General features: G+C 60.6%; 12 protein-coding genes. 1 reads left to right on the forward strand and 11 read right to left on the reverse strand.

The window, feature by feature from the left end; translation table 11 throughout:
* Positions 1–157 precede the first annotated feature (157 nt).
* The 10 genes from D769_RS14690 to D769_RS14735 all read right to left on the reverse strand — a co-directional run bounded on the left by D769_RS14690 (position 158) and on the right by D769_RS14735 (position 9,427).
* On the reverse strand, positions 158–2,218 hold the full coding sequence (locus D769_RS14690) for an LPS biosynthesis protein RfbU (RefSeq protein ID WP_008646276.1): 2,061 nt from the start codon (positions 2,216–2,218) through the stop codon (positions 158–160).
* Positions 2,219–2,274: 56 nt separating this feature from the next.
* The gene (locus D769_RS14695) at positions 2,275–3,030 is read right to left on the reverse strand and encodes an ABC transporter ATP-binding protein (protein ID WP_040011061.1); all 756 of its coding nucleotides are present in this window, start codon (positions 3,028–3,030) and stop codon (positions 2,275–2,277) included.
* A 3-nt stretch (positions 3,031–3,033) separates the two neighbouring features.
* Positions 3,034–3,804, reverse strand: a complete 771-nt coding sequence (locus D769_RS14700; RefSeq protein WP_008646278.1) for an ABC transporter permease — start codon at positions 3,802–3,804, stop codon at positions 3,034–3,036.
* An 87-nt stretch (positions 3,805–3,891) separates the two neighbouring features.
* Positions 3,892–4,605: a lysophospholipid acyltransferase family protein gene (locus D769_RS14705; protein WP_008646279.1), complete on the reverse strand. Its 714-nt coding sequence runs from the start codon at positions 4,603–4,605 to the stop codon at positions 3,892–3,894.
* A 156-nt stretch (positions 4,606–4,761) separates the two neighbouring features.
* Entirely contained in the window at positions 4,762–6,036 is a 1,275-nt protein-coding gene (locus tag D769_RS14710; protein WP_008646280.1) for a dihydroorotase, read from the reverse strand.
* 41 nt (positions 6,037–6,077) lie between these two features.
* Entirely contained in the window at positions 6,078–7,049 is a 972-nt protein-coding gene (locus D769_RS14715; protein WP_008646281.1) for an aspartate carbamoyltransferase catalytic subunit, read from the reverse strand.
* Positions 7,050–7,099: 50 nt separating this feature from the next.
* Positions 7,100–7,624: a bifunctional pyr operon transcriptional regulator/uracil phosphoribosyltransferase PyrR gene (gene pyrR, locus D769_RS14720; protein WP_008646282.1), complete on the reverse strand. Its 525-nt coding sequence runs from the start codon at positions 7,622–7,624 to the stop codon at positions 7,100–7,102.
* Positions 7,621–8,058, reverse strand: a complete 438-nt coding sequence (gene ruvX, locus D769_RS14725; protein WP_008646283.1) for a Holliday junction resolvase RuvX — start codon at positions 8,056–8,058, stop codon at positions 7,621–7,623. Before ruvX ends, pyrR begins: the two co-directional genes overlap by 4 nt.
* Complete coding sequence (locus tag D769_RS14730) at positions 8,051–8,623, reverse strand: YqgE/AlgH family protein (protein ID WP_008646285.1); 573 nt, start codon at positions 8,621–8,623, stop codon at positions 8,051–8,053. The genes ruvX and D769_RS14730 overlap by 8 nt, the downstream gene beginning before the upstream one ends.
* Positions 8,624–8,719: 96 nt before the next feature.
* Entirely contained in the window at positions 8,720–9,427 is a 708-nt protein-coding gene (locus tag D769_RS14735; RefSeq protein WP_008646286.1) for a pseudouridine synthase, read from the reverse strand.
* 65 nt (positions 9,428–9,492) lie between these two features.
* On the opposite strand from D769_RS14735, the gene D769_RS14740 reads away from it, so the two are divergent.
* Positions 9,493–11,049, forward strand: coding sequence for a deoxyribodipyrimidine photo-lyase (locus D769_RS14740; RefSeq protein WP_008646287.1), 1,557 nt, complete (start codon positions 9,493–9,495; stop codon positions 11,047–11,049).
* A 24-nt stretch (positions 11,050–11,073) separates the two neighbouring features.
* Here D769_RS14740 and D769_RS14745 read toward each other — a convergent pair whose 3' ends face one another.
* Complete coding sequence (locus D769_RS14745; protein ID WP_008646288.1) at positions 11,074–12,264, reverse strand: heme biosynthesis protein HemY; 1,191 nt, start codon at positions 12,262–12,264, stop codon at positions 11,074–11,076.
* Between the last annotated feature and the right edge of the window lies 1 nt (position 12,265).

The raw sequence follows: 12,265 nt of genomic DNA on the forward strand, positions 1-12,265 counted from the left end.
TTCGTGGAACAGGGGCAAGGTCATTTTCCCGCCAGCAGGCCACCGTACCGCCTTCTGTAGTAAGCGGTATCAATCGGCCAGATGCCAGCTCCTTTCGAGGCTACAAATACGCGAAGCCCGTTGCGCAAGTTTCGCGCGATACTAACAATGTACTTTCTCATTGAGCGGGTGGCCGCGCACGCGCGCCGAGATCTTGCAATGTGGTGATTCGCGGCAAAATTTGAGCCTCGTAGCTCATACTTTGCAATATCACATCTCTACCTCTTCCCGCCAATATGCAAAGCGACTCTCTGTTGGCCGCGTAGTGAAGCACCCTATCGGCAATCACCTCCGCATCACGATCGATTTTCTCGAAATCCCGCCCCATTTCAAATATTGGCTTACCTCGCAGATCAGAGTTCAAGCCCTCGAAATCGGAAAGGAACATCGCCACGCCGCAGAGACTGGCTTCCACGCAACAAGTCGTAGGGAAACCGTCGAAGGAGCCCCTCCCTCCATTGAGGCGGAACCCGGATACATTCGGGGAGACAATGATATCCATTTCCCTATAAAATCCAGGGAAGAAATCACTCGGCTGTATGCCATGGAACCGAATATTCGTGCCGACTTTCAAAGGAATCGTGTCGGCGTCGAATCCGCCTACTACGTGAAACTCAATATCATCCCTGTCGCGTAGTTGCTCTGCAAGCGCGACGAAGACGTCGTATCCCTTCTCAACGCCCGTAGCGCTGTAGCGTTGCGCCACAAAACAGACACGTAGGATTTCTCGTTGTGGATTCCGGGTCGTCAGAATCGCTTCCGTGCCGACGCGATCGAAACACATGGGCACCACACCACCAAACAGATGCAATAGCCTGTTAGGCTCACAAAACTGATTATCCAACAGATATCGATAGGTCAGATTCTGCGTGGTTATGATTTTGCCCAGTCGAGAGTCATCACAGAGACGTCGAAGCTTGTAATCCGAGTTTGGATCCGCGAGCTCAAATCCACCACCTGGATAAAGGGTGAACGCGAATGCATCGACATTGAGGTGACGATTCTCCGAGAAAAATAGATTTGCGTTGTTCAAGAATACACAATATCCGACTCTGGCTGCTACTGACTGCTTGGCATGGAGCTGGACGCGACCGGGAGCCATGCCTTGATCAGCAGCAAAACGGTGCGCCATGCTTGTGAACGTATCTGATCCATGCAGGTGTTTGATATCCCAGATCGATGAATACATCCTACTTCCTGGCAGTTCCCGCAAATAGGCTGAGAACTCTCCGAATCGGAAGCTGGAAAGTCGCGAAGGGAAGCTCGTATCAAATAGCTGAATTGCATCTATCGGCGCCGGCTCACCGGATACGCCTCCCGTTGCCTCCATCGCAGCGAACTCGGCTTGCAGTGCCTGTAGAGCGTCGGAAATCGCTGGCCTTTGGTCACCCTGATCCACTGCGTCCTGCAATGCAGCAAGCGCTTCATCCAGATATCCCAACGCACGCAGGACAAGCCCTAGATACCCGTTGCTCGAGAAGCTGGCGGGCGCGATGCGGCGGCTCTGCTGCCAGGCCGCGACCGCCTTGTTCAACTCGCCCTGCACCCAGAATCGTTCGGCGAGAGAGTTCAATAATGGCGGTAGAATCTGTTCGCAATACGATGCCGGCAACATGTCAGCCGCCAAGCGGGCCGCTTCAAGATCGCCCTGGGCAACGTTCCGGATCGTGCGCAATGCCAGCGCCACGGGGTTCCCCTGGTCGTTGGCCAGTATCTGGGCAATCGCCTCATCGAGATCTGGAGCGTCGACGTTTATGAACTGCCGTCCCTCCTTGTACCCCCAACGAACAAAATGCTCGAGTGCATTGACCCCGGCGGCAGCCACGTCGGGATTCATCGCCAGATAGGCCTTGGGATCGAAAATTGGAGATGGCCGCAGGCCAGATTTCTCGCCGAGCTCAAGATAGTGCTCAAGGAGCGCCTGACCGGGTTGAGCGGGAGATGTCTCCAGTTGGGCAGAATAGAATGCAGAATCAAACACGGGATTAGGATCAAAGCCGGACCGCGCGCCCACTCGGACAAAGTGCTCACGTGGCGCCTCCGAACCCAGTTCGGCCCCATACCGACGCCGGTAGTACTCGGTATCAACCAGTTCCGCAACGACACTTGCACTGGGTTGCGGCAGGGGTTCGGAGCGAACCTCAAGACATCCTTTGATCCAGTGAAAGAAACTACGCATTGTTTTTCAGATTTAACGGTCGTGGGGCCCCCGGAGCCTGCCTGTGGCGCTGACAATTATCCATTCGCCCCCGACTCTCCCTGTGTCCGCTTGTAAAGTTCAATAACCTCGTCGGGCGAACCATCCCCGATCACCTCGCCACGCTTCAGCAGGATCATCCGGTTGCAGATCGATTGCAGGAGGTTCATGTCGTGTGATACGCAAACCATGATATTCGAACGATCGATGAACTCCGTCATTCGCTTCTGTGCACGTTGCACAAAAGTCGCATCGCCACCAGCAAACACTTCATCAAGAATCAAGATCTCGGGATGTACAGCTGTTGCAATCGCAAAGCCGAGCTTCATGTACATACCGGTCGAGTAGTACTTAACCGGCGTATCGATGAATTCTTCCAATCCCGTGAAATCGATGATTTCCTGCTCAAGATTCTCCAGTTGCTTTTTGCTATACCCCAAAATCCCGCCACTGAAATAGATATTCTCGCGGCCGGTGAATTCGAGATTAAAGCCAGCACCAATTTCAAGCAATGGAGCAACTCTCCCATCGACGTGAACAGAACCCTGCTGCGGAGAATAGATCCTGCAGATTGTCTTCAAAAGCGTACTCTTGCCAGCACCATTATGACCAATGATACCGACACGATCGCCACGCTCAATGGTCAGGCTAACATTTTTCAGAGCCCAGAAATCTGTGTAGCCACCGTGACTCTTGCCACGCAAGAAATTGGTAACATAGTCCTTTAAAGCGGGACTCTTGTCGTGATAGAGACGGAATCGGAGAGAGACATCCGACACTTCGATTCGAGACATCGCTTATAGCCTAAAAATTAACTTGTTTTCGTACAGGCGGAAGATTTTCAGACCGATAACAAAGCTGAGAGCAGCCAGTGCGGTTGCGATCCCCACCGCATGCAGCGAGGGGAATTGAGAAGCATAGATCGGCGCACGAAATAGCTCAATGAAATAGAGCATTGGATTCAGCACAATCACCTTCTGCAATTTCGGCGAAATTGCATCCATCTGATACATAATCGGCGTCACGAAGAACCAGGCTTGCAGCATTACGCCAATCAGATGCTGCATATCACGGAAGTAAACCATAATCACCGCCAGCGCAAATGAAAGGCCGAGCGAGAATATAAAAAGCAAGGCGAATGCCACTGGAAGAAAAATCAGCGCGACGCTGATTTTTGCCCCGACAAAAAAGGCAATGACGAAAAGCGCACAAAGGCTGAAAAGCGAATCAAACAGGATGCCAGTCGACGTCGCAACCGGGAAAACAATCTTGGGGATATAGATCTTCTTCAGCAGCCCTTCATTTCCAACAATTGATGCACCGGCCTGCACCAGCGTACTAGAGAACAGAGTCCAGGGAACCGTGCCCGCGAGAAGGAAAACCGCATAATCTCTCAGACCGAAGCGGAAAATATGTGAAAAAACCACCGCCGTGATGCCCATCATCAGCAATGGATTCAGTACAGTCCACAGGTAACCGAAGATGGTACGTCGATAACGGGTCAGCAATTGCTGCATCACCAGCTGTGAAACGATCTGGCGATAATTGTAGATCTCACTAAGAATCATGATGTGGTATGTTCACCGCCTTATGTCGACGGTTTCGTGATGTCGGGGGCGCAAACCGACTCCCGGAAAGAGATCAGCTAGATTACGTTACTCATTGCTCATGGGAGCAGCTTCACGACCAGCGCCGTAAGATACACTGGGCTGACACGCAGGGAAACCCCCACCAACGTCACTTTTCTTTGCCACTTCGCTCTTCGCGACTTCACCGAGCAGTTGTCCAACAGCCATCTGGCATGCCCCACTGAGCTCTCGGCGATCCCAACCACCGGGGGCAATCTCGGTGCCCGACAGGACCTGCACTGTTATCGGCGAAGCATCAAGAACGCTGTTCAGCGAGTCCATCAGCGAAAGGTCGCCGATGTATGCAGGCGCGAGCGTCAAGCTTCTGGTCGACGTATCCAAATAACGCAGTGCGACCGGTAACACGGGGGCTTTGGCAGAAACAGCAGCCTGCAAAAGGTTGGCGTGAAATGGCAAGACCGCAGTGCCATCGCTTGTGGTCCCTTCCGGGAACACGCACACGGTATCGCCTTGCCCGAGGCACTCTGCAATACGGTGAAGAATCCGATGCGTATCCCGCTTCTTCCCCCGTTCGAGGAAAAGGGTACCTGTCTGCACGCAGAGCCACCCTATCAAAGGCCAGGCGCGAATCTCCGACTTTGCAACAAATCGAAACGGACACCACACATTCAGCACAAAGATATCGAGCCACGAAATATGGTTCGCCACCACCAGCACGCCATGTGATGGATGTATATCTTTTGGAATCTCCACCGTAATGCCGCAAAGGCCGAGGAGCATCCTTGACCATCGCCGGATATGATGATGTCGCGCCTCAGAACCCAGCCAGGGAAATACAAGGGAGCAAAAAAGCATGCCCCGCATCAGGTGTATCCCTAAACGTCCCTTGCGTACCCAATTCATCGCCGCAACCCGGTTATGTTGTGCGAGGGTAAATCAGCGCTGCTCGTAGACGACCTGGCCGCAGACCAGCGTCGTACGCACACGCCCTTCCATCTCGTAGCCGAGCCACGGCGAGTTCTTGCCCTGACTCTTCAACGCGCTGCGCTCCACCTTCCAGAGCTGCTTCGGGTCGAACACGCACACGTCGGCCATGCTGCCCGTGGTCAGCGATCCCGCATTCAGACCGATAACCCGCGCGGGTTCACTGGTAATGCGAGCCAGCGCGCGCACGAGCGGCACCTTGTGCTCGCTGGCCCAGCGCAGCGTCAGCGGCAGCAGCAGTTCCAAGCCTGTAGCGCCCGGCGAGGCCTCGGCGAAAGGCAGGAGCTTTTCGTCGTCGTCCACCGGGGTGTGATCCGAGCAGAGTGCGTCGATAGTGCCGTCGGCCAGCGCGGCGACGATTGCGTCGCGATCGCGAGCGCCGCGCAGCGGCGGCGTGAAGCGCATCTGGCTATTGAAGAAGCCGATGTCCATGTCGGTCAGCGAGACGTGATGGATATTCACGTCGCACGTGACCGGCAGGCCTTCCTTGCGTGCCTGACGCACCAGTTCCAGCCCGGCAGCCGACGACAAGCGGCACAGGTGCACGCGTGCGCCCGTGGCACGGATCAATTCGAAGATCGTATGCAGACGCACGGTTTCGGCGATGACGGACACGCCAGACAGACCCAGTCGCGACGCCACGGCGCCGCTCGCGGCAACGCCTCCGCCGAGGAACGGATCCTCGGGGCGCAGCCACAGCGTGAAGCCGAACGTCTGCGCGTATTGCATCGCGCGTTGCAGCACCTTGGTGTCATGGATGGGCGCCTCGGCCTGGCTGAAGCCAACACAACCCGCCTCGGTCAGTTGGCCCATCTCGGTCAGCGCGTCGCCCTTCAGGCCGACGGTCAGGGCCCCCAGCGGGTACACATGCGTCTGGTTGAGCTTGTGAGCGCGGAACTTGAGCATCTCCACCAGCCCCGGCTCATCGAGTACCGGGTCGGTGTCAGGCGGGCAGACCAGGCTGGTCACGCCACCGGCAGTGGCGGCGGCCAGTTCGGATTCCAGCGTCGCCTTGTATTCGTAGCCCGGCTCGCGCAGGCGGGCGGACAGGTCGACCAGCCCCGGGCACACGATCATGCCCTTCGCATCGATGGTCTTGTTGGCATGGAAGTCCGCGGGCGCGCGGCCCACGCCGACAATCTTGCCGGCGGCGATGTACAGGTCCTGTTCGGCGTCGACGTTCGCGGCCGGGTCGATCAGGCGGCCACCCTGGATATGGATCTTCATGTTCTGTCGGTGTGTGCGGTTCGTGGTATCCGGGGTTCGGCTCAATCGTTATTGCCCGCGACGATGCCCATCACGGCCATGCGCACGGCGATGCCGAACGTCACCTGGTTCAGGATCACCGATTGCGGACCGTCTGCCACGGCGGAGTCGATCTCCACGCCGCGGTTCATCGGGCCCGGGTGCATCACAATGGCATCAGGCTTGGCCAACGCCAGGCGCTCCGGGGTCAGACCGTAGGCCTTGAAGTACTCCTGCGCCGACGGCAGCAGCGCGCCGGTCATCCGCTCGTTCTGCAGGCGCAGCATGATCACGACGTCCACGCCCTTCAGGCCCTCTTCCATGTTGTGGAAGACGCGCACACCCATCTGCTCCAGGCCGGACGGCAGCAGCGTGCGCGGCCCGATCGCGCGGACTTCCGGCACGCCCAGCGTGGTCAGCGCGTGGATGTCCGAGCGCGCCACGCGCGAGTGCAGGATGTCGCCGACGATCGCTACCGTCAGGTTCGTGAAGTCCTTCTTGAAATGCCGGATCGTGTACATGTCCAGCAGGCCCTGCGTCGGGTGCGCGTGACGGCCGTCGCCGGCGTTGATCACATGCACGTGCGGGGCCACGTGTTCGGCGATCAGGTAAGGCGCGCCCGAGCTGGCGTGGCGCACCACGAACATGTCGGCCGACATCGCCGACAGGTTGTTGATCGTATCGAGCAGCGATTCGCCCTTGCTCGTGGACGACGCATTGATATTCAGGTTCAGCACGTCCGCCGACAGCCGCTTGGCCGCGATCTCGAAGGTCGTGCGAGTCCGCGTGGAGTTCTCGAAGAACAGATTGAACACGCTCTTGCCGCGCAGCAGTGGCACCTTCTTGACCTCGCGGTCGGAGTCGGAGAGCGATACGAACTGGCTGGCGGTATCGAGGATGTGCGTGATCATGTCACGCGACAGCCCCTCGATCGACAGCAGGTGCTTCAGTTCGCCGTTCTTGGTGAGCTGCGGGTTGCGAAACGTCTTGGTCATGGCAGGTCGGGCGCGGGTTCTATCTGTGTGGTGCTTGCGTGCTTGCGATATCAGCTACGGGCTTCAGTGGCGAAGGCAAAGCGGGTGTCCGCACCCTCGCCCTGGCGCGACAGCACCAAGGTCTTGTCCTGGGGCAGCGCGACGGTAACAGCGGCAAATTCGGCGGCGATCGGCAACTCCCGGCCACCGCGATCGGCCAGCACGGCCAGTGCCACGCGGGCCGGACGGCCGTAGTCGAACAGTTCGTTGACGGCGGCGCGAATCGTACGGCCCGTGGCCAGCACGTCATCGATCAGCAGGATATTGCGGTCTTCCACCTCGAACGGGAGCGTGGTCGACTGCGCCTGGCTGTGCAGGCCCTTCTTGGCATAGTCGTCGCGGTGAAAGGCCACGTTGATCACGCCGTGCCCGCCAAGTTGCAGGTCTGACGCCAGCCGCTCGGCGATCCAGGCGCCTCCGGAGTAGATCCCTGCGACGGACCAGCGCACACGCTCGCTGGGGGGCATCAGGGCCTGGGCCTGGTCGCGCAGCGCGTGATACAGCGCCTCGGCGTCGGGTGTGGAGGTCTGGGTCATAGCGGGAGTTCGTCGAAATACTGTTGCAGGATGATCCGGGCCGCCTCGGCGTCAAGCGCGCCTCGCTTGGCGCCCGCCATGGCGGCGGCGCGCGAGGAGTAGCGTTCGTCCACCCATTCCACGGGCAGATTGAAGCGTCCGTTCAACTGGTTGCCAAAGCGGCGCGCAAGCCGCATCGAGGGCTGCTCCTCGTCATCGGGGCCAGCTTCCGGATTGACTGGCATCCCGACCACGAGTCGCACCGGCGTCCACTGGCGAATCAGCTCGCCAACGGCGTCAAAGCGGGCCTCGACCGTCACATTCGGAAGAATCGTAAGCGCGCTGGCTTGCCGGGTGATGAAATTGCCGAGCGCCACGCCAATTTTTTTCTCGCCATAGTCGAAGGCGAGCACCGTGCCGTCGCGGGGCGTCTCGCGCCCCAGCTGCTCAGGCATGTCCCGCGTCACCCGAAAGCATCGAGATGTCGATGCCGAGCAGGCGAATGGCCGCTGCAAAACGCTCTTCGGGGGGCACGCTGAAAATGATCTCGGGATCGGCCTGAACGGTGAGCCAGCCATTGCGGCTCAGTTCGTCCTCGAGCTGGCCGGCGCCCCACCCCGCGTAACCGAGTGTGAGCAGGAACCGGTGCGGGCCGCTGCCATTGGCCACAGCTTCGAGCACGTCCTTGGAGGTGGTCATTTCCAGCCCGCCGGGCACCGCCAGCGACGACACATAGATGCCGACCGGATCATGCAGCACGAAGCCGCGTTCGGTCTGCACCGGGCCGCCGAAGTAGACCGGCTGGTGGGCAACTGGCTGGATTTCGAGCTTGAGATCGATCTTGTCGAAGAGCGTGGCCATGTCGATGTCGATCGGCCGGTTGATCACCAGGCCGAGCGCGCCGCGCTCGTTGTGCTCGCAAAGATAGACGACGGAACCTGAAAACGTCGGATCGGCCATGCCAGGCATGGCAATCAGGAACTGATTGGTGAGATTGATTGGAGCTTCGGACGTCGCCATGGCTTGCATTCTACCAAATCACCGCTGCGACTTCCCGTAAAACTTCGGCGTCCGGCGACATGCTGCAATGCAACATTTGTTGCTGCCTCAACGCGCTCAGCCGCGTAGCGCGGCCAGGTCTTCCGGCGTGAGCCAGCGCCATTCTCCGGGGCCCAGCGCGGGGTCGAGCACGAGCCCGCCGATCGCGCTGCGATGCAACGCGGTTACGTGGTTACCCGCCGCGGCCACCATCCGTTTGACCTGATGGTACTTGCCCTGCAGCAGCGTCAGACGCAGGCTGCGCTCGCCGGTCGCTTCACACGCATCGGCGGCGATCGGCGCCGGTTCGTCGTCGAGCTTCACGCCAGTGCGCAACGCTTCCACCTGTTCCGGCGTGACCGGATCGAAGGTCGTCACTTCGTAGACCTTCGGCGCCTCCTTCTTCGGCGAGGTCTGGGCGTGGATGAACTGGCCGTCGTCGGTCAGCAGCAGCAATCCGGTGGTGTCGTGATCGAGCCGCCCCACAGCCTGGACCTCCCGCTGGCGCAGCGGTACCGGCAGCAGGTTGTACACACTTGGATGATGGCGCGGACGCTGGGAGCATTCGTAGCCCGTCGGCTTGTTCAGCATCACGTAGGCCTTGGTGCACGCCAGCCACTCCTCGCCGTCGACCATCAGGCGCAGCCCGTCCACCTCGAAACGCGCACCCGGGTCCTCGCAGAGTTCACCGTTGACCTCGACCAGCCCGGCCGCCACCAGATCGCCGCAATAGCGGCGGGTGCCGAAGCCTTGGGATTGCAGGATGCGGTCGAGTGTCGTGGCCATGGGAATATCTTTCTGCTGCTGGGATGGGACTGCTGGAGTCCCGGTTGCTATGTTAGGTTACGGCGATGTCTGGATCGCCCTCCCCCGAATCTGAAGCCGACGCCGCGCGCCTGCCCTACCGGATTGACCGGAATTTTACCCGCGGCCTGGTCTGGCTCCGGCGTGACCTGCGCACCGATGACAACGCGGCGCTGCATTATGCCCTCAAGCACTGCCGGCAGGTATGGTGCGTGTTCGTGTTCGACCGGGAAATCCTGGCGCCGCTGCTGGCGCGGGGGCTGCACGCCGATCGCCGCGTCGAGTTCATCCTGCGCACGCTGGAGCCATTGCGCCGGGCGCTGGAAGATTCGGGCGGAGGCCTGATCGTGCTCGACGGCACCGCGCGGCAGGCGATTCCGAGACTGGCCGCCGAGCTTGAAGTGGAGGCCGTCTTCGCCAATCACGACTACGAGCCGGCCGCCAACGCTCGCGACGACGCCGTGCGCCGGACACTGGCCGCCGACAGCCGGGTGCTGCTCACGTTCAAGGACCAGGTCATCTTCGAACGCGACGAAATCCTGACTGGCCAGGGCCGCCCCTTCAGCGTGTTCACGCCTTACAAGAACGCCTGGCTGCGCACGGTGCGGCCGTTCGACCTGCGGCCATATCCGATCGGGAAGTACCTGGAAGCGCTTGCACCTGTTCCGCAACGATACCGGGGGCAATGGCCGACGCTGGCCGACCTCGGTTTCACTGCCACCAACCTGGCGGGGATCGCCATGCCAACGGGCAGTGACGGCGCCCACGCGCTGTTCGACGAGTTCCTGCCCCGCATTGGCGACTACGGCCGTCGGCGCGATTTTCCGGCGGTGCGGGGGCCAAGCTATCTCTCGGTTCACCTGCGCTTCGGCACGATCTCGATCCGCACACTCGCCCGCGCCGCGCATGATGCCATGCTGCGCGGCGGTGCCGCGAGCGAAGGCGCGGCCGTCTGGCTCTCGGAACTGATCTGGCGCGACTTCTATTTCATGATCCTGCATCACCATCCGCGCGTGGCGGAAGGCAAGTCGTTCCACCCCGAATACGATGCGCTGCGGTGGATCGCGCCAGCCACGGGCGACCGGTACTTCGCAGCCTGGTGCGACGCGCAGACTGGCTATCCGCTGATCGACGCCGCGATGCTCCAGATTCGCCAGAGCGGCTACATGCACAACCGCCTGCGCATGGTGACCGCCAGCTTCCTGGTCAAGGACCTGGGCGTGGATTGGCGCCGTGGCGAACAGTACTTCGCCGACCAGCTCAACGATTTCGACCTTGCCGCCAACAACGGCGGCTGGCAGTGGGCGGCGTCGACAGGCTGCGACGCGCAACCGTACTTCCGCATCTTCAATCCGGTCACGCAGTCGGAGAAATTCGATCCGCAGGGGCAGTTCATCCGGAAGTACCTACCGATGCTGGCCGCGCTGCCCGACAGATACGTCCATGCGCCGTGGACGGCGCCGGAAGAGGTGCTACGGGCAGCGGGCGTGAAGCTTGGAGAAGACTATCCGCGCCCGATCGTTCAGCACGATGTGGCGCGGAAGGAAACACTGGAGAGGTATGGCGTGGTGAAGGAGAAAACCCGGGGCAACGGGGACGTCTGAGATGCCTTGGACACCCGAGGCCCCTCAAGCCGCCAGCATCGCGCCTTCACGATAGTGCCGCTGCGCATCCTCGGCGCGGTCGGTTTCTTCGAACAGCCGCGCCAGCGCCAGATGCGCGCGAATGCAGATGCGGCGTTGCGCGTCGCGATCCGCATACTTCAGGGTGCGTTCGAAGTTCGATTGCGCCTTGCCCCAGAGCTGTTCGCCCAGGCACAGCACGCCAAGCGTGTAGTACAGGTCGGCATCGGTCGGGTGATCAACCAGCCATTTCTCGGCCTGCTGGATCTGCGGCAGCGCCTTGCCCGGCTCCGCGCAGTCGGCGTAGCGCTGCACCAGCCGGCTGTCCCAGTTGACCTTGAGTGCTTCCTCGACGATGCGGCGTGCCTCGTTCTGCTTGCCGAGCGACGAGAAGTAGCGCGCCCCCAGTTCGGCGATGCGCACCGCGTGGCGTTCATCAGCCGTCAGCGAGCGCCAGAAATGAAACAGCGCCTCGGCGTCGTGGCGGCGCTCCTCGAGCATCGCTTCCACGGCCATCTGCTTCAGGCGCAGCGCCAGCACCGGGTGCAGCGCGTTGCGCTTCTCCAGCGAGCGCGCCAGTCGCAGGACCTCGCTCCAGTTCTTCAGATGCTGATGCGCGCGCAGTGCAATACGCTGCACGTGGATCTGGCGGCCACCCTTTTCCTGCAACTGGGCGATCGTCGCCAAGGCACCTTCGGCGTCGCGCGCGTCGACCAGCAGTTCGGCCATCGAGACCAGTCGCGCCTGTTCGCGCTCGGGGTCGGTGACCTGCGCCATCCAGGCGTCGCGGCGTTCCGACTCCTGCATCCGGTGCGCGGCACGGGCGCCCACCAGCGCGGCGGTTTGCGCCTGCTCGGGCCACGCCTGGGCTTCGTGGGCAGCGCGTTCGGCACGGGCGAAACGTCCCGCGAACAGATTCTCGATCGACTCGCGCAGCGCGGCCTGCGCCTTGCTCATGCGACTGCGCTCGCGATAGGCGGCGGCACGCTTCGGCATCTCCGACAAGTGCCGGAAGGTCGACAGCACGGTCCAGACGATAAAGAAGGCCAGCAGCAGCAGCGCCAGTGTCAGGTTCAGCGACATTTCCACCCGGTACGGCGGATAGAACAGCACCACATTGCTCTGGTTGAACTGCGTAAACAGTGCCAGGCCGACGGCGCCGCCGAATAAAACAGCTACCCAGAAAAGGAGTCGCATG

The sequence above is a fragment of the Cupriavidus sp. HMR-1 genome (genome assembly GCF_000319775.1).
Taxonomy (GTDB): domain Bacteria; phylum Pseudomonadota; class Gammaproteobacteria; order Burkholderiales; family Burkholderiaceae; genus Cupriavidus; species Cupriavidus metallidurans.